This is a genomic window from Brevibacillus sp. AF8, assembly GCF_021270385.1.
In the GTDB taxonomy this organism is placed as follows: domain Bacteria; phylum Bacillota; class Bacilli; order Brevibacillales; family Brevibacillaceae; genus Brevibacillus.
Window position 1 is genome coordinate 40,098 of the sequence record NZ_JAGQDN010000002.1, and the last position, 19,898, is coordinate 59,995.

Below are 19,898 nucleotides of genomic sequence, written 5' to 3' on the forward strand. Positions count from 1 at the left end.
AGGATGACAGTTGATCGAGCAGAAAGCAATGTTTTTTATTTGATAACCAAATGATGGCGAACCGCGTAAGCAGCGAGCTGGACGCGATTAGCCAATTGCAGCTTCTCGAGAATGTTTTTCAGGTGGTTTTTCACTGTGTTTTCTGCGATGATCAGCGCTTCGCTTATTTCCCGATTCGTTTTTCCTGCTCCCACATACATGACAATCTCTCTCTCTCGCGGGGTCAGAACAGCAGGGACCATTTCATCTGTGGTTTCTTCTTGACGGAAGCGGTACATGAGTCGTGTTGCCATTTCGCGAGTCAATTCACTGTCCTCGCCGAGCAAGGCATGCAAGTAGTTAATCCAGTCGTCAGGCTCTAAATTTTTCAGCAAGTAACCTTGGGCACCGAACTGAATGGCAGTGATCAGGTCAGCAACGTCATCGGAGACGCTGAGAATGACTACCTTGATGTGCGGGTATGCTTTCTTGACCTCGCGGGTCGCTTCGAGTCCGCTCCATTTCGGCATGTTGATGTCCATGAGCACAAGATCCGGTTGTATTTGTCCGCATAAGAGAAAGGCTTCCTCACCATTTTGTGCTTCTCCGATGACTTCAAAAGAGGGATCTGGATCAAGGAGGCTGCGAATGGCCATACGAGCCATCGGGTGGTCGTCGGCGATCAATACACGGTAAGCGTTCATAGTGTTTTTCCTCCTGAATAAGAAGATAAGCGGATGATCGTGCCGCCTGCCGGTCGCACCTGAATGTCGAGGTAGGCGTTCAACTGGCGTGCTCGCTCGCGCATCATGGACAAACCGTATTTTTTCGTATCGGGAGAAGGGTTGGAAATCCCAATGCCATCGTCCTCAACGGCGAGAATCCAGCCAGTTGTTTCATCTGTCGTGAGGTGAATCCACGAATGCTTGGCCTGAGAATGCTTGCGAATGTTGGCAAAAGCTTCCTGGATGATCCCAAACAGTTGTACTTCTGCGGTGGGAGTAAAAAAGCCGTCTTTGACGTGCAATTCGCTAGCAACGTCGATTCCTGATAAAGCGCTCCATTGGGCCAACCATTTCTCAAGGCGTTGATCCAGACTGCCTTCTTCTGGCAATGAGCGCAAGTTAAAGATGGCTTGGCGTACATGATTGTCGATGGCAGATACAGCGACCCGTGCATCGTCCAATTGTCCCTGCTTCAGCTTTACGTTGAGGAAGAACAAAGACTGTGCAATCCCGTCGTGTAATTCGCGGGCAAGGCGTTCCCGTTCTTCATAAACAGCGCGACGGGCTTGTTCCTCGACGATTCGTGCATTCATTTGTTTAAGTGTGTGAAACATCCAGGTAGCAAATAAAAAAGAGAGAAAGAGCGTCAAGAGGGTAATGTACACATTTCCAGCTTCCATAGACATATAAGGCAGCAGAAAGTCGTGACGGATGAATTCAAAACCCCCGATGATGATGGTTGGAATCAAAAAGGTCAACCAATAAAAGATTCGATAGGACATGCAGATGCCTCCTTGCATGACTGTTGGCAAACATTCCTTAAGTATACCGAATGGGACGAGCGGATGGTATACTCAGGTGAGAAAAGGTGGAAAGCAGGAGGGAATATCATGAGCACGATTGCGAAAGCATTGACGATAGCGGGTTCAGATAGCGGTGGGGGAGCTGGGATTCAGGCAGATCTGAAAACCTTTCATCAACTCGGTGTGTACGGGATGAGTGCGATCACCGCAATCACTGCACAAAATACATTGGGTGTAGCAGGTGTTTATCCGTTGCCGACAGAGGCAGTTGCCCAGCAAATGCATGAGGTGTTGCGTGATCTTGGCGCTGACGCGGCGAAAACGGGCATGCTGTTTCACGCAGATATCATTCGTGTTGTTGCGGAAGAGATCAAAGCATTTGGCCTGAAAAAGCTGGTGGTAGACCCGGTGATGATTGCCAAGGGAGGGTCAAAACTACTGTTGGATGAGGCGATCGTTGCATTGAAAACAGAGTTGTTGCCGTTGGCGGAAGTCGTCACACCTAACTTGCCGGAAGCAGAATGCTTGACTGGCATGAGAATCGAGACGACAGATGAGATGCGCGAAGGGGCAAAAGCGATACATGCGTTGGGCGCTCGCAATGTCCTGATGAAGGGTGGACATATGCAAGGGGACGTTGTCGTTGATATTTTGTTCGATGGTACCGCATTCCATGAAATATCCCATGAGCGTATTCATACACGCCATACGCACGGTACAGGTTGTACATTCTCCGCGGCTCTTACAGCAGAGTTAGCCAAACATACACCGCTCATCACTGCGGTAGAAAAAGCAAATCGCTTTATTTTCGAAGCAATTAAGACAGCACCCCAATTGGGTGGCGGGCATGGGCCGACCAACCACTGGGCGGTTGTAGACTAAGTTTATCAAAAGAATGCCCCACAGCGATTCCGTACAAGCAATCGCTGATGGGGTATTTTTTATTTGACTTCTACAGAAAAAGTACCTTGAAGACGTTCAGGATAGCTGGACAGAGGAAAGGAATAGGAAGTAGGGGTGCCTTTGTTTGTTTTTCGCTTGAATAAAATAGAATAGTTTTGAATCGATTCATCATTTGTGGAGTAGTTGCTTCCTTGCACATAATCATATTCATTTCCAAGGTCGTCAGTCAGGTCATACCCTAAGGATATATGAGAGTGTTTATCTTGAAGCGGAACCTTCAAAGAAAAGTCCATACCCACCACATCATCGACTTGACGCAGTGCTGTTAATTTTAAGCGATCATTCGGCACGTTTGTTAATGTGCCTGTCTTCGCGTCGATTACGATTCGCAATTTATCTTTGTCTAGGGCACGAATGCTATCGGCTTTGAGAATTAGCTTTTCGGGCTCTACAAAATAAATACTTTCCAGATTGTATATCCTCCCATTTTCACCGTTGTCACGAACAGGAACGCCATTTCCCCAAAAAGCGAATGTTTCTCCTTTTTCATCTTCGAGCCTCAGCTTATCAAAATCAAATACGTGCTTTTGGTTAGCTGGATCAAAGCGAATGCTCACTTCTGTCTGAGTAGGAAAGACCGCGATTTGTTCAATCGTGAAACGCTGACCGTCGATCATGACTTCCTTCATCACCGGGTACACTTTTTTGTCAAAGGTCTTAAATTTGTTTTTATCTACAGCAAAGTCGATCAAGAGAGGAGTCTTTTGTTCGAGATTATCGATTGCAAGTGTGACTTTTGCAGTCATTGCATCGGGTATTTCAGTGGCTTCATTGATGACAATATCAATACGATCCTGAATCACAGGCTCTTCTCTCCCCATGCTTGACCAAGATACACCATGCTCCCATTCCTTTCCCGTTTTGTCTAACAACTCGATCTTGTGCAGGGCTACTTCTTTATCCGTAAATGGATGCTTTACAGTATAGAAGAGGACCATCCGTTTTTCGTCGGCCAAAACTTGATCGATGGTAAACGTCACATCTTCCCTTGAACCACTGGCGCCAATATTTTGAACGAGGTTGTGTTCTGCTGCCTTTTGCAAGCCTTTATCGTCCCGAAGAAAATCAACGATCTTTTCCATCCAGGGAATCGAGCTGACATATGCGGCAACAGCGGGTGAAAGGCGAACGGAAAAAATAAACACGAAAATGAACAAACAAGCAACCAGACTAGAACCAACGCGTACCCAGCGTTTGCGGCTCCGATTTTGACGCAGCTCTTTTGCTTGTTCCATCCCTCTTCGAATGTATTGATCAATCTCAGCGGGAACAATGAATGGACTCGCATTCTTTTTTTCATTTTCACTCATAAAGCTCACCAGCCTTTCCCGAGATCTTTGCGCAGTGCACCCAGAGCCTTGTGCAGCCATGTTTTGATGGTGCCTTCCGGATGACCGAGTACCTCAGCAATGTCGCGTATTGTCCGATCTTCGAAATATTTCAAAATAATGATGTGCCGATAATTTGGACTGAGACGAGCGAGAGCCGCTTCAATTTGGATACGCTCGACATTTTGGTCGTCCATCGGAGTACTTGCAAGACTTTCGACGTCATCCTCCATAGGATCCAATATGATCCGTTTTCGGCGCTTTTGCTCATCCAGACAAATATGAATAAGGATGCGGGTCAGCCAAGTACGAAAATACGCAGGCTGTTTCAATCGTGCCAGCTTGAGATAGGAACGGCACGTCGCTTCCTGAATGGCCTCTAATGCATCTGTCTCGTTACGAAGAAAGGCGTAGGCGATTTTATACAGTTGTTCTTTATGAAGGCTGACGAGTTGAAAAAAGGCATCATCATCCCCATTTTTTGCGCGTGAAACGAGCAGTTCCAGATTCACTTTTTCCCCCTCCTCTACCATTAGACGGCCAAGAGGCAAAAACGGTTTTCCTAAAATGTCAGCAACTCTCTTTTGTTTTGAACCAATCACCCGTCCACTGCTTACTGTAAAAGAAAGAAGTGTGTAAGGATGGGGTGCAGGTGTATGTGGATCAAATGGGTTACGATTCATGAATCGTATGGTCTCCCACGGATTGCTCAGGAATGTCGGCGTTATTTAGAAATGAAAGGAATTCGAGTCAGGCTTTTATCCAGGCAGACCAAAAAAGCAGGACATGTCTATACGCTCCAAGTCCCGCAAACTCAAGAGGAGCAAGCAAAGACGCTAATACGCGATTTTAAGAACACCCTAAAATAAAAGGCGCAGCCATACTTCCCCTCACGTTCAGTCGAGTGGCACGGGCATACTAGGTGAAGGGGGGAATGATGGCTATGGGAACAACCCTTTTGAAAAGACCTGAAAAAACGGAGCAGAAAGGCAGCAAGCTGTTTGTTCCGGATTATATTTTCGTGGAGCCACATGCATTGAATTATCCACTTGGTCAAGAGTTGTATCGCCGTTTTCAGGCGGAAGGGATTCCGATGCAGATGACGACAAGCCATAATCAGGTTCGTGGCATTCCTGGTGATACAGAAGTGGAGAAATATCGCAATGCGAAGCGGACGTTGGTCATTGGTGTACGCAAAACATTGAAGTTCGAGACTTCCAAGCCTTCCGCAGAATATGCCATTCCATTGGCAACAGGATGTGCTGCCCACTGTCACTATTGCTATTTGAACACCAATATCGGGACTAAGCCGTATGTTCGGGTGTACGTTAATACAGATGAGATTCTGGCACAGGCCGAAAAGTATATCCAAGAACGCCCGGGAGAAATCACTCGTTTTGAGGCAGCTTGTACATCTGATCCGGTAAGTATTGAGCATCTTACAGGCAATCTGAAACGAGCAATTGAGTTTATGGGCCAGCAGGAGTTTGGGCGGTTGCGCTTCGTGACGAAGTTTCACCATGTGGATTCCTTGCTGGATGCCAAGCACAACAAGCATACCCGATTTCGTTTCAGCATGAATGCCGACTATGTCATCAAAAATTTTGAGCCAGGTACCTCCAGCTTTCATCAGCGACTGGAGGCAGCAGGGAAGGTAGCCAAGGCAGGTTATCCGCTGGGCTTTATTTTAGCGCCTTTGTATTGGTTTGACGGATGGGAAGCAGGGTATACCGATTTGTTGGAAAGGCTGCGTTCGCAGTTGGTTCCCGAAGCGATGGAGGATTTGACGTTTGAGCTAATCCAGCACCGTTTTACCAAGATCGCGAAAAGCTTGATCCTCCAGCGTTATCCGAAAACGAAGCTGGAGATGAAGGAAGAAGAGCGCAAGTACAAATGGGGGAAATACGGGAAAGGGAAGTATGTCTATCCCGACATCCAAGCAAAGGCCTTGCAGGCCCATTTGGAAAGTGAAATTGCTCGATTGTTTCCACAGGCTCGGGTTGAATATTTTACGTAAGAACCAGACTGCTCTTGATGAAGAGCAGTTTTTCTTTTAGAAAGATGAGCACCAAATGATACCAAACGACACAATGCGAATGTTTTCGACAAACGCTTACATACATGCTAGAATATGGAGTGCTCTCATTTTCTTGAAAGGAATCGAAGCATACATGAAGTCCATATTGATTACCGTTGAGGGACCTATTGGTATTGGGAAAACCTCTTTATCGCGGGAACTAAGCCGTGCATGCAACTTGCAGCTACTGGAAGAGATCGTCTACGAAAACCCGTTCCTGGGTAAATTTTATGAAAATATTGCCGAATGGAGCTTTCAACTCGAGATGTTTTTCCTCTGCAATCGTTACAAGCAGTTGCAGGATATTCATTCACAGTTCCTGAATCAAGGTATTTCCGTTGTTTCTGATTACAATATTTTCAAAAATACGATTTTTGCCAAGCGGACGCTACAAGGAGAAAACCTGCCAAAGTACCTCAAAATTTATGATATCCTAACAGAGGATTTGCCTCAGGCGCATTTAGTGATCTACATGACAGCTTCGATTGAGACCGTGATGAAGCGGATTGCGATGCGTGATCGCGAAATGGAGCGCAGCATGGATGTCACCTATATGGAGAACCTGATTGCTGATTACAACGAGTTTATGGAAGCGTTTGAAAAGCATCATCCGGATACGCCTGTCATCAAATTCGATTGTGACGATTTGGATTTCGTACATCGACCAGAAGATTTGAAGGTTGTACTGGATCGAATTGTGCCACGAATTCAAGAGTTGATGGGACAAGAAGGATAGGGAACAAAGGAAAAGTAAGCATGGGGATAAGGAGTTGCGTACATGTCGAGGTTTCAAAACAGCACGCTTCGTGAAAAATACGGGATACCAAACAACGCAGTAATTACGATCGGCGGGACAGTAGGGGTAGGAAAATCCACCTTTACACATGCCTTGGCAGATCAGCTCGGATTTCGCGTATCTGTAGAAAAGGTTGACAATAACCCGTATTTGGGCCGTTACTATAATGATTTATCGCGATGGGGTTTCCATTTGCAAATTTTCTTTTTGGCAGAACGCTTCAAGGAACAAAAACGGATGTTTGATTATGGCGGCGGTTTTGTCCAAGATCGCTCCATCTATGAGGATACCGGGATTTTTGCCCGCATGCTGTACGAGCAAGGCAACATGACAGAAGAAGATTACCGCACTTATACAGAACTTTTTGAAGCGATGGTCATGACGCCTTACTTCCCGCATCCGGACATTTTGATCTACTTAGAGGGCAGCTTCGATGATATTGTTGGTCGCGTAAAAGAGCGCGGGCGTCCGATGGAACAACAAACGCCGGTGGATTACTGGCAGGATTTGTTTGGTCGCTATGATAGCTGGATTGCCTCCTTTACTTCCTGTCCGATTTTGCGGGTCAATATCAACGAATACGACGTTGTGGATGACCCATCTTCGGTAGAGAGCATTATTGCGCGGGCTGCTGAAAAAATTCGGATCGGACGAGCTACCCGCTTTTCATCATAAAACCCTTTACAATAACAGATCACCCCTGCATTTTGCCCGGAAAGAGGCGGAAGCAGGGGTGCTTTGCTTTTATTGGGTGCGATATCCTTCCAAGAGCAAGGTCAATGCTGCAGAAATTTCCTCAAGGGACTTCTCATGATCAGGCGTCTCCGAAATCCAGAGGACGGCTTCGTTCATCGCACCAGACAGCAAATGCGTCAGAGCGTCGATGGAAACGGGACGTAGGTACCCCTGCTCTTGCATCGTTTGAAGCTGCTCCCTGAGATGCCGCATGGAGTTTTCCTCGTCCATTCGGCGCCACGTTTCCCACCCGATGACAGAAGGGCCATCGATAAGCAAAATCCGCTTGTTGCGATGTTCGACGGCCGAGGAGACAAAGGCCAGGCACCCCAAGATCAATTGTTGCCAAGGCTCTTCACTTTTCGCAGCTTCAGCTTCTACGCGCTCTCCGATTTCTTGTTGGACAGAAGCCATTACTGCCTCAAACAACCCTTCTTTGTTACCAAAATGATGGTACAGTGCGCCCCGGGTCACCCCGGCTTGTTTTACGATGTCTTCCATGGCGGCATCCGCATAGCCTTGCCTAGAGAACACCTCTCTTGCTATTTCGATCAGTTTTTGCATCGTCTGCTGTTTTTGCTCTGCTTTGGACATCTTCATGCTTTACAATCTCCTTACTTGTTTCATGCCAGATTAGACAGGGTCAACATAGCTGTCAGCAAATGCTTCAGAAGGCGGGATTACTTTTATGATATCAAGTAAAATGCCGTTTGGATCGGATGTGATAAAATGCCGCTGACCGAAATCTTCGTCTTTAATGTCAAGATGGAGAGGAAGACCTGCTTTCACAATAAGTCTCTCGTATTCAGCGTCAACATCATCGACTTCGAAATTAAGGATAAGACCACCATCAACTGGCTTTCGGAAACCCTGTGGAATCGTGTTGTGTGAAGGATCCAAGATGGCTAGCTCAAATGCCGGAGTACTGCTCTTATTTTGCAGGCTCACATACCAGTCTGCTTCGAATACAATTTCAAAACCAAAGTACTCTCGATAAAACTTCGAGCTAGCCTCAACTTGTTTTGTCAAGATGACAGGATAAAAGCTGTTCACTTTCATTACGGATCTCTCCTTCACGATTGGATGAGGTTAATTTTACATACATACAGTATGTATGTAAAGTGTTTTCACAATTTTTTCAACAAAGCTTCCTACACTTTGCCACACGCAAATCGGCAACGGATAAACCCCGCTGTGGTATAATAAGAACATCTTGGAATTAAAGGGGCTCAGACATGGCAGAAGAATGGTTTGAACGCAGCTTTCGCGAAGATTATGTGCTTGTGTATCGTCATAGGGACGATTCGGCAGCAGATGGAGAGATCGCTAATCTGTTGGAAAGATTGCCGGTAAAGGACACAGGACGCGTACTTGATCTTTGCTGCGGGAGCGGGCGTCATTCGCGTGCGCTGGCTCGCCGGGGGTATGAAGTAGTTGGTGTGGATTTGTCGCCTGTTCTTTTACAGTTGGCCGAGGAACAAAACACCTATCCACAGCTAAGTTTTGCCCGCTGTGACATGCGCGACATTCCGTTTCGCGAAGAATTTGATATCGTGGTGAATTTGTTTACCAGCTTCGGTTATTTCTCCACAGATGAAGAAAATGCTAACGTTATTCGTAACATGGCACAAGCACTCAAAAAAAATGGTGAAGTGGTCATCGATTTCTTAAATGCAGCGTACGTCATCGATAATCTCGTGCCTCACTCTACCAAGGAAGTCAGTGGGATGTTGATTAAAGAAGAGCGCTGGATCCAGGATGGATTTGTGAAAAAGCGGATACTGATTTCCGACGAGTCATCGAATGAACCGCGTGAGTATATGGAGCAGGTTCGCTTGTTTTCTGCCCAGCAAATGATTGCGATGCTGACAGAAGCGGGATTCGAAAAAATTCAAGTATTTGGAAACTATCTGTTTGAAGAATATGTGGCGCATGAATCACCGCGTATGATTTTTTATGCTGTGAAGCAATAGGGTGCGGATAACCTGTACGTCTCGTGAATATGATGGTGTAACAACCATTTATCGGGTAAAAGGGGGCATTGCTACAATGAGCAAGCTGTCTTTGGAACAGGTCAAATTGTATCTGAGCAAAGTACCTGGCTGGAAGCTGGTAGAAGACCGAATGGCACTATCACGCACGTACCACTGTCGTGACTTTTCCACTGCGGTCAGTTTCGTCAACCGTGTGGCGGAGATGCTTGAGCATGACAATCAGCATGTGGAAATTCATCTGGCAGGTGGGACAGTCACGTTTACGTTAGCCACCCGTGAGGCAAAAGGTTTAACCGGCAAAGATTTTGCATTAGCCCAGACCATTAGCAAAGTAAGCTGAAAGGCAGAAGAGAAATAACCGCTTCCCATAGCGAAGCGGTGTTTCTTTTTGGCTTTTTAAGAGTTACTTTGTTATGATGGGCAGTATGAACCATTTCGGAGGGATTACAAGATGGACATTCAACAACATGAGCAATTGATTCAACTGTTGGCGGAGTATAAAAATCAAAAGGCTTCCGTGACTTTTACCCAATGGGATACCGATAGGGAAGAAGAGGAAGAGGTAACACAATTTCAAGCTCAGCTTTTGGAAACCAAGCTGACTGACAATGAATTTGAAGAAAAAGATCTCCTCCTTGTGTTTACGACAGCAGAGGGCGAAGAACTGGAAATCCTGATGGAGATTCCGGGTGATGAAGTAGATTTGGCTAGCTATGAGGAAGGGCATTTGCGTATTTTTGGAACAGAAGCGGAGATTGTTTTGCAAAAATGAAAACGAAGCGAGCTTTTCGTTATGTAGGCACGCCCGATCCTATGTCTGATAAAGAGGCGTACCACTGCGAAAAATATATAAAGAAAAACAAGCATTCGTTGGTGAGAGCGGGACAATATTTGGTTGATGTAACAGCCCTCCATGCTTTGTTTCACTTGGACTGTTGGAATTGCAGGACGGTTCATCGTGAGACCTGTTGTGAGGGTGGACAACCTTACGCCGTAGAAGAATGGCAGATTCCAATCATGGAGGGGGAAATCCCCTCTATCTCTGCTGGACTCGAGGATGAGGCTGAACGCAATCATTGGCTTCTTTATGGAGTTTGGGATCGCAATGAACCTCAAGGAACTATTCGCATGCGGCATGGCAATTGCCTTTTTTATCAAGAAAACAATGGGCGTTACGGGTGTGCGATCCATGCTTATGCGGAGCAGGCTGGTCGTGAAGTAGAGCCTATTAAGCCATTTAGCTGTCAACTGTATCCAATCGATTTGATTGATACAGGGGAGGGGATTCTGTTAACAGCAGTTACCAATGAAACGTCCTCCTTTTCCAGATGGGGTACGGATTATTTGGAGCAGTTTTATTGTGCCAGTCCGGCTCGCCGAAAGCTTGCCACGCACATAGATGACAAGCTGTTTGCATTAGAAGGCTATCGACCAGCCTATGAGTGGAATCTCCCTTTGTTACGTTATATCTTGCAAGATGATGCCGAGCGAATAGAAGGCATACTTGCGAGTAGCTATCAATTGGAACGTTGAATGCCTTGTGATATGATGATGTATGCATCAAGTAGATTGATAAAGGAGCAACAGCGATGAACGTCAAGACAACTCAAGAATCTCGTACAATTCAGGCATCACTGGTTCAGCCATCCGATACGAATTACCATGGGACTATTTTTGGTGGTACGATGATGGCTTATATAGATGAGGTAGCTGCAATCGCTGCGATGCGACATTCGCGTCGCCCTGTTGTGACAGCATCGATTGACTCGATTGACTTTCTTGCTCCCGTCAAAATGGGACATTCCATTTGCCTCGAAGCGTTTGTTTCGTCAACGGGCAAAACGTCCATGGAAATTTTCGTAAAGGTTATCTCAGAAAATCTCCAGACTGGCAATCGCATTTTGACCGCGACATCTTTTCTCACCTTTGTTGCCTTAGATGAAGATGGAAATCCGACTGAGGTGCCAGCCATTGTCCCTGAAACAGAGGAAGAAGAGCGATTGATGGCCACTGCGGATGAGCGCAAAAAAATGCGCAAAGAACGAAAAGGGAATCTGCAAGATTTCGTGAGCCAATTGAACATCGAGAAAAACATATAAATTCTTTTAGTCTTCACCCTGAACGAACATTCGTTCAGGGAATTCTCGTTTATTTATGAGGAGGAGGAATCGGGCAATGAAGTACCGCAGACTAGGAAAAACGGATCTGAACGTATCCGTGATCGGTGTAGGTACCTGGCAATTTGGCGGGGAGTGGGGCATGGATTTCTCCCAAGAAGCTGTTGACCAGATTCTCGACAAAGCAAAAGATCTCGGCATCAACTTGATTGATACAGCGGAATGCTACGGAGATCATCTGTCCGAACAGCTTATCGGAGGATATTTGAAAAAAAGCCGCCGGGAAGACTGGATTGTGGCGACGAAATTCGGGCATCATTTTCATGACAAATTTTCTCGAACCAATCATTACGGTGCAGTTGAAGTACAGCAGCAGTTGGAAAAATCGCTGCAAGCCTTGCAGACCGACTATATTGACTTGTACCAATTCCACTCGGGACCTGACGAGGCTTTTGACAATGATGACTTGTGGACCTACCTCGACAAACAGGTGCAGGCAGGAACGATCCGTCATCTCGGTCTCTCCATAGCGAAAAACGACAACATGCATCAAACATCAGCTGCTTCTTCGGTACATGCAAAAGCAATCCAAGTAGTTTACAATCGTCTGGATCAAAAGCCGGAAGAAAGTGTTTTTGCTTCTTGCCAGCAGCAAGACCTGGGTGTATTGGCTCGCGTTCCGTTGGCGAGTGGTTATTTGAGCGGAAAGTATAAGCCGGGTTCTGTATTCAGTGGAAATGATGTTCGACATCGACACGATCAGGAGCATGTCAACAAGCTGTTGCTCCAGGTAGAAGAAATCAAGAAAAATGAAGTTCCAGAAGGAATGGATATGGCGCAGTGGGCATTGGCGTGGTGCCTCAAGCATCCGGCTGTCACGACCGTGATCCCGGGCAGCAAGAGCCCAGCACAAGTAGAGGCAAATGCCAAAGCGGCTGACTATGTAAGCGATGAGCATCCACAAGCGATGTCGAAATAAAAAGGATACGTGCCATGACAACTTCCAAAAAAACGGAAAGAACGTGCGCGAATGGTCATTCATACATGAAAAGCACAGATTGTCCGACTTGTCCAATCTGTGAGCAAGAACGCAAACCGGACATGGGATTTCTTTCTCTGCTCTCGGCACCAGCAAGAAGGGAATTGGAACACAATGGAATCACTACCTTGGAACAGCTCGCAAGCTACAGCGAAAAAGAGGTTCTGAAATTTCATGGGATGGGGCCAGCATCTATGCCGAAACTTCGGACAGTATTGAAGGAAAAGGGATTGTCATTTAAGAACGAATGATTGAACACAGCGAATAAAAAAGGAGGAGCCGCGAGAGGACAGCGGCTTCTCCTTTTTCATTTAATCCAAAAAGCGGGATCTGATCTGCGGGGTAGGTAGCATGCATTGCTCTGCTTTACCCATCCATCGATAGCGATTTCTCGCGACCCAATCATAAATCGGATTGCGGACAGGTCTAGGGATGAGTCGAGCTATGTTTGACAGCAGAGGCCATCCGCCTTGAAGCTTGCGGCCAACGTGCAAGATCGCATCCGATTTCGTATATAGCTGTCCGTTGGCGATAAAGACAACGGATGACATGTCTTTTTCCTGATAGTTGTAATGAGACAAAATTTCCTGCGCTCTCTGTGACTGCAAGGAAGCAAAATGAATGTGTCCATGCGGATCACGCTTCAAAATAAACTGCACAGCACCGTGGCACAGATGACAAACCCCATCAAACAGCAACAGATACGCAGGATGGTCCAGTTCTCTGCCTGCTTTCATGAGACAGCCCTCCATACTTCAAGTGGTTTGTTCTACATGCTTATCCTTAGCTCCATCATAACAGAGAAAGACAATGGTTCCTATACACGAACAATTATTCCGTCACAAACGCGAGTGTCCCTTGCTGGATCAACTCTTCTGCCTTTACGAGATCAGGATGCATTTCGCGGTCTTCATGCAGGCGGGGAATCACCCGGCGCAACTCTTCATAGGCTCGTGCTGTACCTGTTCCAAGATCTCCCGAACCAAAATCGATAGCTTGTGCTGCTGCCAAATATTCAATGGCAAGCACCTTGGTGACATTAGATACGATCGTGCGAAGCTTGCGAGCAGAAGTTGTACCCATGCTGACATGGTCCTCCTGATTGGCAGATGACGGGATCGAATCGACAGATGCCGGATGGCAGAGCACTTTGTTTTCAGAAACAATGGAAGCGGCTACATATTGCGTAATCATAAATCCAGAATGGAGTCCTCCATTTTCGGTTAGGAATCCGGGAAGACCGCTTAGCTGTGGATTGACGAGACGTTCTGTCCTTCTTTCGGAAATATTTGCCAGTTCAGCTATGGCAATGGCAAGAAAATCTGCTGCGAATGCCATTGGCTGACCATGGAAATTTCCGCCGGAGATGACGTCGCCAGTTTCCGTAAAAAGGATAGGGTTATCGGTGACGCTATTGCATTCACGAGTAACTGTGGTCCATACATACTCCAGTGTATCACGAGTTGCACCGTGTACTTGCGGGAGGCAACGAAGGCTGTAAGGATCTTGTACACGCAGTTCACCCTGCGCAGTTGTACGTTTGCTGCCGGATAAGTGCTGGAGTAATCGCTTGGCCGATTCCTTCTGTCCTGGATGCGGGCGGACGAGATGGAGTTGAGGATCAAAGGCTTTTGGAATTCCACGTAGCGCTTCAATCGTCATCGCCGCAATCAATTCCGCGCTTTCAAGCAGAACTCGCGAATCATACAAGGCCAGGCAAAGCTGTGCGGTCATCGCCTGTGTACCGTTAATCAGAGCCAGACCTTCTTTTGCCTCAAGTCGAATAGGGGAGAGACCCACTTCGTTCAGTGCTTCTTTGCCAGAAAGCCGCTTGCCATTGACGAGTGCTTCACCTTTGCCGAGCATGACCAGAACCATATGAGCGAGAGGGGCCAGGTCGCCACTGGCACCAAGGGAACCTTGTTGAGGTATAATCGGATGAACCCCTCGATTGCATAGTTCTACTAGCTGAAGTAATGTTTCTTCTCGAATTCCTGAATACCCCTTTGCCAACGCATTGATGCGCAAAGCCATCATCGCACGAACAACTTCAACGGCATAAGGGTCGCCCATCCCGCAAGCATGACTCATAATCAAATTTTCTTGCAGTTTGCTTACGTCCTCACCGTGGATCATGACATCAGAGAATTTTCCGAAGCCGGTGGTGATTCCGTATACGACTTCCTGTTGCGATACCATTCTCTCCACCATAGCCCGTGAAGCACGAACACGATGCAATGCTTCTTCGGTCAATTGGATGTAGGTGGCGCTCCTTGCAATGGAAACGACATCTTCGATACGCAATTGATCCCCGTCTACTTTTACAATGTTTGCTTGCTGATTCATCTGTAATTTCCTCCTTTAGCAGAGCAGAGAACGAAAAGAGCGAGGGGTTAGGATATCATATCCTAACCCCTCGCTCGAGAGCATGTATGTGATTGGATGAAAACGTGTAAGCCTGCATTCGTCGCGGCATACGTTCTTCCTCACTTTCGTTCATGTGCAACTGTCTGATTATTTAAGCTATTGCTATCATTGTATCAAATGCCTACGTGCAGTCAAGATGATCTTGTCACGGCGACTTCCCTAAGGAGCAAAAAAAGGGCTTAGTCCATTTTTTGAAACTGGGCGAGAGTCGTCTCTCGAGTTGGATAAATGTCATACCATGTACTGTGTTATTTCATCCGAAAGGACGTGTAGAATTCCGTGGAAAAGCGACGTAAGATGCCGCCAATGCCTACCGCACTCCCAAGGCGTCCTAAAGAAATGCCGAAACCGCCTTCTTCAGCTATGCCATTGCCCTCCCCATCGATGCCGTCACCTATGATGCCTTCTCCTGAAAAACCCAAGTCGGAAAGTCCGATCAATCCGAATCATTCTATCCCAGCGCGCCCAATGCCGCAAAAGCCGATTATGCCTGCTCCCAATTTGGCTAACCCGAACGTGCCAAACGTAATGCCGCCAAATCGGATGCCAGCAAACCCAATGCCACCAAATAGTAAGCCGTCGAATCCAATGCCGCCAAATCTAATGCCACCGAACCGAATGCCGGCAAACCCCATGCCTAACGCTTCACCGAATGTAAGGCCAAATGAGAGCCCAAACATAAGGCCAAATGTAAGACCCAATGTGCGGCCGAATGAAAGTCCAAACATGAGACCAAACGTGCGACCAAATGAGAGTCCAAACATGCGGCCAAATGTAAGACCGAACGTAAGGCCAAACGAAAGTCCAAATATGCGGCCAAATGTTGGACCGAATGTAAGGCCGAATGTAAGGCCGAATGTAAGGCCGAATGTAAGGCCGAATGAAAGTCCAAATATGATGCCAAATGTAAGACCGAACATCAGACCGAATATCAGACCGAATATCAGACCGAACATCAGACCCAATATAATCAGGCCGAATACGCGACCGAATGAGAACATAGGAAGGGAACTGGAGCTGTACCTGTTCAAATTCCAGTTCCATATGGATCGGATGGAATATTTCCGCCACAAATGCGAGGAGCATCGTGAAAATCGCCGCAAATACATGGATTACCGCAGACATTACAAGCATCATGAACGGAGAATGCATCATTATCATGACCGGTGCCAATTATGGAATGACGGTAGCAGTTCCTTTGGCCGAGGTTCATCATCTTCGGGTGGCAGTAGCTCCTCCTCCGGATACAATTATCAACATAGACGGGGTAGACGAGGGCGTGGGTGTGATTGCGGATGTTCATTTTGAAGCGCATGAGGAAGGACGCCAGCTAATTAAGCGGCGTCCTTTTCCATATTCATTTCGTAAATGCCTCAACAGCGACTCCTTTTTTCTTTAATTCGCGTCTTAAAGTAAGGAGGGCATCATCTTTGTTTTTACATTCCAATATGATGTCCACATTGTAATTCGCGAGTGCACTGACAAAAGTTAGGAACGCCTCAGGGTCAATATTGTCTGCATGAGCGCGAAAGTCTTTTTCTGACTTTGGCGAGGACATGTGCATCTTCGGAGTGCGCTCTCCCCAGGTTTGAATAATCCTTGGAAGGTATTCCGTCCAATCTTCGCCTTCAGAATGGCAGTTGTGGTGGTGAATATCGAGCACCATCGGCACACCGATCCGTTCGCACAGCTCCAGTACCTCGCGCATGGTAAAAGACATGTCATCGTTTTCCACGACTAAACGACGTTTGACGTTTTCAGGAAGCAGCTCGAAGTTGGATGCAAAACGGTCGAGAGAAGAGGCTTTATCTTCGTATACGCCTCCCACATGTGTCACCAAGACGGAATTATCGTCGAGCCCCAGTAAATCAAACACTTTTGCATGGTAGGAGAAATCGGCAATCGTCGATTCCAGCACAGAAGGCTTGTCGCTGTTCAATATGCTGTAATGGCCAGGATGAGCTGTCAAACGAATGCCATGATTGCGGATATAATTCCCTGCCTTTTGGAAGTCCCATGCGAATTCTTTTGCCCAATCCCATTCAGCTGCTACTGGATGGGTCGCCAGTGGAACAAATTCAGAAGGAAGTCGATACAAAAAGATCTGATTTTCTACATTATAAGCAAGCAAATCCATTAAATTGAAAAAGTTTGCCTGCATAACTTGCCGCAGCTTTTTTAACCGGGCTTGGGGATCTAATTTATTTACTTGGGCAACCGTCGTTTTTTTGTTTGGATTGTTTTTGGTCTTGACACTGATGCAGGCATAGCCCATACGGATCAAAGATAATCTCCCTCCTTTGCAACAGCATTCCTTTGTAGTATCTCCAAAACGGGAACGTCGTCGGCTTCTTGCCAGGGAATTATAAAACGGATAAGATGGGAGAATGTCACAGGTATGCCGATAAACTTTCCTTGAAAACGCCGGCGTTCCTTGTGAGTAGACTTCGGTAAAGGTTTTTGAAGGAGAATGCAATGAATAGTCTTGACCAATCCTATAGTATGACTCTGGTTTTTCTCTCCTATTTTATTTCAGCAATGGCGTCATACACAGCATTAGATCTAGGCGCACGTCTCCATTATGCGAAAAGCAGGGGACGTGTGTTTTGGTTATGTGCTGGAGCCGTATCCATGGGGCTTGGTATTTGGGCTATGCATTTTGTTGCCATGCTTGCCTTGCATCTGCCGATTGCTGTCCAGTATGATAACTTGATTGTATTTTTCTCGATTGTTTTGGCTGTGTTATCATCGGCGCTTACATTATGGATCGTGAGCGAGCAGTCCATGTCCAAAACGAGGGTAGCAATAGGATCAGTTGCCATTGGAGCTGGTATCGCAGGAATGCATTATACAGGGATGGCAGCGATGATGATGAACGCCATTATTCGATACGATTGGCTATGGTTTATCGTATCCATTTTCGTGGCTATCCTGGTTTCGATGGTTGCATTGATTCTTACGTTTCAATTGCGCTCGGTGGACCCAGTAAAAGGTCTCCGGCGTAAAATTTTTGCAGGGCTGTTGATGGGGGCAGCCATTACGGGTATGCATTACACTGGTATGTACGCCACCACATTCATCGCGCATGAGTACATGACAATCGCAGCGATATCGTATGATGATTCTGGGCTGATCGCTACGATGATTGGCATAGTCATCGTGTTGATCCTGATCGTGACCTTGGCTTCTGTATACGTGGACAAGCAATTCGCAGGGAAGACCTTGCGCGTGCTAGAAAGTGATCAACGCTATAAATCGCTATTTGAGCACAATTACGACGGGGTGATTTTTTACTCGATCGATGGTAGCCAAAGCGTTATGAATCCTGCGGCAATGCGATTGACAAAGGAGCAGAGCCTGCCTCTTAAAAAACTAATGACGATGTGTGCTTCTGCGGATGCAGAGCTCATATCGACACATTTTTCAAATGCAGTACATGGTGAGGCGCGCAGCTACGAGATTACCTTGACCACGAGAGAGGGGCTTCAGCTTCATCTGAACATGACCCATACCCCCGTATTTGTCGATCAGCAGATTACGGGTGTCTTTATGATTATGAGAGACATTACCAATAAGAAGGAATACGAGGCAAAAATCAATTATCTCGCTTTTCATGATTCGTTGACTGGTTTGCCGAATCGCCGTTTTGTCGAGCAGAAACTGGATCAGGTGATCATGGAGGCACAAAAAACGCACCAGCAAGTATATGTGTTGTTTTTGGATCTCGACCATTTCAAGCTGGTAAACGATTCCTTGGGGCATGATTTTGGTGACCTGTTACTACAGGAAGCTTCCTTGCGTTTGCAGGAATGTGTGGGTAAAAAAGGAACGGTGAGCAGGCTTGGCGGAGACGAATTCATGGTGATTCTTACAGATGTTACGGAAAGAGAAGTATCTTCCGTGGCGAATGAAATCAACCAGAGGATTGAACAGGCATTTTTTATCCATGGGCACGAGATGTACATAACAACGAGTATCGGGATTTCTCGCTATCCAGAGGATGGGCAAGACAGAAGTGTCTTGATGCGTAACGCAGATGCGGCGATGTATGCAGCCAAAGAAAAAGGGAAGAACAGCTTCCACCTGTACGTACAGAATCTGGAGCAAGCAGTGAATGACAAAATGAATATTCAAAATGAATTGAATCGCGCTTTGGCCAGACAAGAATTTTTATTGCATTACCAGCCACAGGTATGTGCGAAATCAGGCGCAATCGTTGGCGTAGAAGCGTTAATTCGTTGGGATCATCCTGAACGAGGCTTACTTTTGCCAGACCAGTTCATCTCGGTAGCAGAAGAAACAGGGTTAATCGTACCTATTGGAGAATGGGTGCTGCGGACGGCATGCAAGCAGAACAAGCAATGGCAAGAACAGGGACTCATACCACTTCGGGTAGCCGTCAATCTATCTGCGCGTCAATTTCTCAAACAAGACTTTACCCAGATGGTCACTGAGATTCTGGACCAGACAGGACTGGCACCGGATTACTTGGAGCTGGAAATCACAGAAAGCAGCATGATCGACGTCCAGCGGGCCACACAAGTACTTAAGGAACTAAAGCAATTAGGGGTGTGCGTTGCGATTGACGATTTTGGAACGGGCTACAGCTCTCTCTACTATCTAAAAGAATTTCCGTTGAATCGTTTGAAAATAGATCGCTCATTTGTGCGTGACATGATCGAACAGCCTTCGAATCAGGCCATCGTGTCCACGATTATTTCCATGGCGCATCATTTACAACTGCGTGTGATTGCAGAAGGGGTCGAGACAAAAGAGGAGCTTGCGTTTTTGCAGGACCATCTGTGTGAGGAAGTGCAAGGCTATTTATTCAGCAGGCCGCTACCAAGCGAAGACGTAGCATTTTATTTGCAAGCACAAAAAGGCGCTAGTTAAACAAGAGGAGTAGCTCTCATGA

Annotated in this window: 24 protein-coding genes; 14 read left to right on the forward strand and 10 right to left on the reverse strand. The window is 46.6% G+C overall.

What is annotated here, in order from left to right:
• Positions 1 to 35: 35 nt before the first annotated feature.
• Both KB186_RS03235 and KB186_RS03240 read right to left on the reverse strand, forming a co-directional pair.
• A complete protein-coding gene (locus KB186_RS03235) occupies positions 36 to 683 on the reverse strand; it encodes a response regulator (protein ID WP_173609779.1) in 648 nt (215 codons plus the stop codon).
• Positions 680 to 1,486 (reverse strand): sensor histidine kinase, encoded by an 807-nt coding sequence (locus KB186_RS03240; protein WP_173609778.1) that lies wholly within the window; start codon positions 1,484 to 1,486, stop codon positions 680 to 682. The genes KB186_RS03235 and KB186_RS03240 overlap by 4 nt, the downstream gene beginning before the upstream one ends.
• Before the next feature lie 108 nt (positions 1,487 to 1,594).
• On the opposite strand from KB186_RS03240, the gene thiD reads away from it, so the two are divergent.
• Entirely contained in the window at positions 1,595 to 2,389 is a 795-nt protein-coding gene (thiD, locus tag KB186_RS03245; protein WP_232773095.1) for a bifunctional hydroxymethylpyrimidine kinase/phosphomethylpyrimidine kinase, read from the forward strand.
• 59 nt (positions 2,390 to 2,448) lie between these two features.
• Here thiD and KB186_RS03250 read toward each other — a convergent pair whose 3' ends face one another.
• Positions 2,449 to 3,780, reverse strand: coding sequence for a DUF4179 domain-containing protein (locus KB186_RS03250; protein ID WP_173609776.1), 1,332 nt, complete (start codon positions 3,778 to 3,780; stop codon positions 2,449 to 2,451).
• A gap of 5 nt (positions 3,781 to 3,785) precedes the next feature.
• On the reverse strand, positions 3,786 to 4,331 hold the full coding sequence (locus KB186_RS03255; protein WP_173609846.1) for a sigma-70 family RNA polymerase sigma factor: 546 nt from the start codon (positions 4,329 to 4,331) through the stop codon (positions 3,786 to 3,788).
• Positions 4,332 to 4,439: 108 nt separating this feature from the next.
• Between KB186_RS03255 and KB186_RS28400 the strand changes: the two genes are divergently transcribed.
• The 4 genes from KB186_RS28400 to KB186_RS03270 all read left to right on the forward strand — a co-directional run bounded on the left by KB186_RS28400 (position 4,440) and on the right by KB186_RS03270 (position 7,346).
• Positions 4,440 to 4,667, forward strand: a complete 228-nt coding sequence (locus KB186_RS28400; RefSeq protein WP_370646644.1) for a hypothetical protein — start codon at positions 4,440 to 4,442, stop codon at positions 4,665 to 4,667.
• A 74-nt stretch (positions 4,668 to 4,741) separates the two neighbouring features.
• Positions 4,742 to 5,815 carry a spore photoproduct lyase gene (splB, locus tag KB186_RS03260; protein WP_232773097.1) on the forward strand — a complete coding sequence of 358 codons (1,074 nt, stop codon included), beginning with the start codon at positions 4,742 to 4,744 and terminating at the stop codon, positions 5,813 to 5,815.
• Between the two features lie 154 nt (positions 5,816 to 5,969).
• Positions 5,970 to 6,611, forward strand: coding sequence for a deoxynucleoside kinase (locus tag KB186_RS03265; RefSeq protein ID WP_221867225.1), 642 nt, complete (start codon positions 5,970 to 5,972; stop codon positions 6,609 to 6,611).
• Between the two features lie 42 nt (positions 6,612 to 6,653).
• A complete protein-coding gene (locus tag KB186_RS03270; RefSeq protein WP_232773098.1) occupies positions 6,654 to 7,346 on the forward strand; it encodes a deoxynucleoside kinase in 693 nt (230 codons plus the stop codon).
• A 69-nt stretch (positions 7,347 to 7,415) separates the two neighbouring features.
• Here KB186_RS03270 and KB186_RS03275 read toward each other — a convergent pair whose 3' ends face one another.
• Together KB186_RS03275 and KB186_RS03280 are read right to left on the reverse strand one after the other, a co-directional pair.
• Positions 7,416 to 8,006: a TetR/AcrR family transcriptional regulator gene (locus tag KB186_RS03275; protein ID WP_232773099.1), complete on the reverse strand. Its 591-nt coding sequence runs from the start codon at positions 8,004 to 8,006 to the stop codon at positions 7,416 to 7,418.
• A gap of 33 nt (positions 8,007 to 8,039) precedes the next feature.
• Positions 8,040 to 8,465 (reverse strand): VOC family protein, encoded by a 426-nt coding sequence (locus tag KB186_RS03280; RefSeq protein WP_232773100.1) that lies wholly within the window; start codon positions 8,463 to 8,465, stop codon positions 8,040 to 8,042.
• A 176-nt stretch (positions 8,466 to 8,641) separates the two neighbouring features.
• Between KB186_RS03280 and KB186_RS03285 the strand changes: the two genes are divergently transcribed.
• The 7 genes from KB186_RS03285 (at position 8,642) to KB186_RS03315 (ending at position 12,807) form a co-directional block, all read left to right on the forward strand.
• Positions 8,642 to 9,379 (forward strand): class I SAM-dependent methyltransferase, encoded by a 738-nt coding sequence (locus KB186_RS03285; RefSeq protein ID WP_221867223.1) that lies wholly within the window; start codon positions 8,642 to 8,644, stop codon positions 9,377 to 9,379.
• Between the two features lie 76 nt (positions 9,380 to 9,455).
• Positions 9,456 to 9,740 (forward strand): 4a-hydroxytetrahydrobiopterin dehydratase, encoded by a 285-nt coding sequence (locus KB186_RS03290; protein ID WP_048032351.1) that lies wholly within the window; start codon positions 9,456 to 9,458, stop codon positions 9,738 to 9,740.
• 111 nt (positions 9,741 to 9,851) lie between these two features.
• A complete protein-coding gene (locus KB186_RS03295; protein ID WP_232773101.1) occupies positions 9,852 to 10,172 on the forward strand; it encodes a hypothetical protein in 321 nt (106 codons plus the stop codon).
• The gene (locus KB186_RS03300; protein WP_173609769.1) at positions 10,169 to 10,933 is read left to right on the forward strand and encodes a DUF3109 family protein; all 765 of its coding nucleotides are present in this window, start codon (positions 10,169 to 10,171) and stop codon (positions 10,931 to 10,933) included. The genes KB186_RS03295 and KB186_RS03300 overlap by 4 nt, the downstream gene beginning before the upstream one ends.
• A 56-nt stretch (positions 10,934 to 10,989) precedes the next feature.
• Positions 10,990 to 11,499: an acyl-CoA thioesterase gene (locus KB186_RS03305; RefSeq protein ID WP_173609768.1), complete on the forward strand. Its 510-nt coding sequence runs from the start codon at positions 10,990 to 10,992 to the stop codon at positions 11,497 to 11,499.
• Between the two features lie 76 nt (positions 11,500 to 11,575).
• Positions 11,576 to 12,496 (forward strand): aldo/keto reductase, encoded by a 921-nt coding sequence (locus KB186_RS03310; protein WP_173609767.1) that lies wholly within the window; start codon positions 11,576 to 11,578, stop codon positions 12,494 to 12,496.
• A gap of 14 nt (positions 12,497 to 12,510) precedes the next feature.
• Positions 12,511 to 12,807 (forward strand): RNA polymerase alpha subunit C-terminal domain-containing protein, encoded by a 297-nt coding sequence (locus tag KB186_RS03315; protein ID WP_232773102.1) that lies wholly within the window; start codon positions 12,511 to 12,513, stop codon positions 12,805 to 12,807.
• 60 nt (positions 12,808 to 12,867) lie between these two features.
• Here the strand turns inward: KB186_RS03315 and KB186_RS03320 are convergent, their stop codons facing one another.
• The 3 genes from KB186_RS03320 to KB186_RS03330 form a co-directional block, all read right to left on the reverse strand.
• Entirely contained in the window at positions 12,868 to 13,308 is a 441-nt protein-coding gene (locus tag KB186_RS03320; protein ID WP_173609765.1) for a thiol-disulfide oxidoreductase DCC family protein, read from the reverse strand.
• 79 nt (positions 13,309 to 13,387) lie between these two features.
• The gene (gene hutH, locus KB186_RS03325) at positions 13,388 to 14,902 is read right to left on the reverse strand and encodes a histidine ammonia-lyase (RefSeq protein ID WP_232773103.1); all 1,515 of its coding nucleotides are present in this window, start codon (positions 14,900 to 14,902) and stop codon (positions 13,388 to 13,390) included.
• A 527-nt stretch (positions 14,903 to 15,429) separates the two neighbouring features.
• The gene (locus tag KB186_RS03330) at positions 15,430 to 15,984 is read right to left on the reverse strand and encodes a hypothetical protein (protein WP_221867256.1); all 555 of its coding nucleotides are present in this window, start codon (positions 15,982 to 15,984) and stop codon (positions 15,430 to 15,432) included.
• An 86-nt stretch (positions 15,985 to 16,070) separates the two neighbouring features.
• Between KB186_RS03330 and KB186_RS03335 the strand changes: the two genes are divergently transcribed.
• The gene (locus tag KB186_RS03335) at positions 16,071 to 16,382 is read left to right on the forward strand and encodes a hypothetical protein (protein WP_221867222.1); all 312 of its coding nucleotides are present in this window, start codon (positions 16,071 to 16,073) and stop codon (positions 16,380 to 16,382) included.
• Here KB186_RS03335 and uvsE read toward each other — a convergent pair.
• Complete coding sequence (uvsE, locus tag KB186_RS03340) at positions 16,341 to 17,267, reverse strand: UV DNA damage repair endonuclease UvsE (RefSeq protein ID WP_173609761.1); 927 nt, start codon at positions 17,265 to 17,267, stop codon at positions 16,341 to 16,343. The two genes, KB186_RS03335 and uvsE, sit on opposite strands and share 42 nt — an antisense overlap.
• Before the next feature lie 191 nt (positions 17,268 to 17,458).
• Between uvsE and KB186_RS03345 the strand changes: the two genes are divergently transcribed.
• Complete coding sequence (locus KB186_RS03345; protein WP_232773104.1) at positions 17,459 to 19,876, forward strand: bifunctional diguanylate cyclase/phosphodiesterase; 2,418 nt, start codon at positions 17,459 to 17,461, stop codon at positions 19,874 to 19,876.
• Positions 19,877 to 19,898: the final 22 nt, after the last annotated feature.

What these genes read in the sequence shown, in the direction of transcription:
- KB186_RS03235 (WP_173609779.1), bottom strand. Translation starts at nt 683, where the DNA reads ATGAACGCTTACCGTGTATTGATCGCCGACGACCACCCGATGGCTCGT.
- KB186_RS03240 (WP_173609778.1), bottom strand. Translation starts at nt 1,486, where the DNA reads ATGTCCTATCGAATCTTTTATTGGTTGACCTTTTTGATTCCAACCATC.
- thiD (WP_232773095.1), top strand. Translation starts at nt 1,595, where the DNA reads ATGAGCACGATTGCGAAAGCATTGACGATAGCGGGTTCAGATAGCGGT.
- KB186_RS03250 (WP_173609776.1), bottom strand. Translation starts at nt 3,780, where the DNA reads ATGAGTGAAAATGAAAAAAAGAATGCGAGTCCATTCATTGTTCCCGCT.
- KB186_RS03255 (WP_173609846.1), bottom strand. Translation starts at nt 4,331, where the DNA reads ATGGTAGAGGAGGGGGAAAAAGTGAATCTGGAACTGCTCGTTTCACGC.
- KB186_RS28400 (WP_370646644.1), top strand. Translation starts at nt 4,440, where the DNA reads ATGGGGTGCAGGTGTATGTGGATCAAATGGGTTACGATTCATGAATCG.
- splB (WP_232773097.1), top strand. Translation starts at nt 4,742, where the DNA reads ATGGGAACAACCCTTTTGAAAAGACCTGAAAAAACGGAGCAGAAAGGC.
- KB186_RS03265 (WP_221867225.1), top strand. Translation starts at nt 5,970, where the DNA reads ATGAAGTCCATATTGATTACCGTTGAGGGACCTATTGGTATTGGGAAA.
- KB186_RS03270 (WP_232773098.1), top strand. Translation starts at nt 6,654, where the DNA reads ATGTCGAGGTTTCAAAACAGCACGCTTCGTGAAAAATACGGGATACCA.
- KB186_RS03275 (WP_232773099.1), bottom strand. Translation starts at nt 8,006, where the DNA reads ATGAAGATGTCCAAAGCAGAGCAAAAACAGCAGACGATGCAAAAACTG.
- KB186_RS03280 (WP_232773100.1), bottom strand. Translation starts at nt 8,465, where the DNA reads ATGAAAGTGAACAGCTTTTATCCTGTCATCTTGACAAAACAAGTTGAG.
- KB186_RS03285 (WP_221867223.1), top strand. Translation starts at nt 8,642, where the DNA reads ATGGCAGAAGAATGGTTTGAACGCAGCTTTCGCGAAGATTATGTGCTT.
- KB186_RS03290 (WP_048032351.1), top strand. Translation starts at nt 9,456, where the DNA reads ATGAGCAAGCTGTCTTTGGAACAGGTCAAATTGTATCTGAGCAAAGTA.
- KB186_RS03295 (WP_232773101.1), top strand. Translation starts at nt 9,852, where the DNA reads ATGGACATTCAACAACATGAGCAATTGATTCAACTGTTGGCGGAGTAT.
- KB186_RS03300 (WP_173609769.1), top strand. Translation starts at nt 10,169, where the DNA reads ATGAAAACGAAGCGAGCTTTTCGTTATGTAGGCACGCCCGATCCTATG.
- KB186_RS03305 (WP_173609768.1), top strand. Translation starts at nt 10,990, where the DNA reads ATGAACGTCAAGACAACTCAAGAATCTCGTACAATTCAGGCATCACTG.
- KB186_RS03310 (WP_173609767.1), top strand. Translation starts at nt 11,576, where the DNA reads ATGAAGTACCGCAGACTAGGAAAAACGGATCTGAACGTATCCGTGATC.
- KB186_RS03315 (WP_232773102.1), top strand. Translation starts at nt 12,511, where the DNA reads ATGACAACTTCCAAAAAAACGGAAAGAACGTGCGCGAATGGTCATTCA.
- KB186_RS03320 (WP_173609765.1), bottom strand. Translation starts at nt 13,308, where the DNA reads ATGGAGGGCTGTCTCATGAAAGCAGGCAGAGAACTGGACCATCCTGCG.
- hutH (WP_232773103.1), bottom strand. Translation starts at nt 14,902, where the DNA reads ATGAATCAGCAAGCAAACATTGTAAAAGTAGACGGGGATCAATTGCGT.
- KB186_RS03330 (WP_221867256.1), bottom strand. Translation starts at nt 15,984, where the DNA reads ATGTTCTCATTCGGTCGCGTATTCGGCCTGATTATATTGGGTCTGATG.
- KB186_RS03345 (WP_232773104.1), top strand. Translation starts at nt 17,459, where the DNA reads ATGAATAGTCTTGACCAATCCTATAGTATGACTCTGGTTTTTCTCTCC.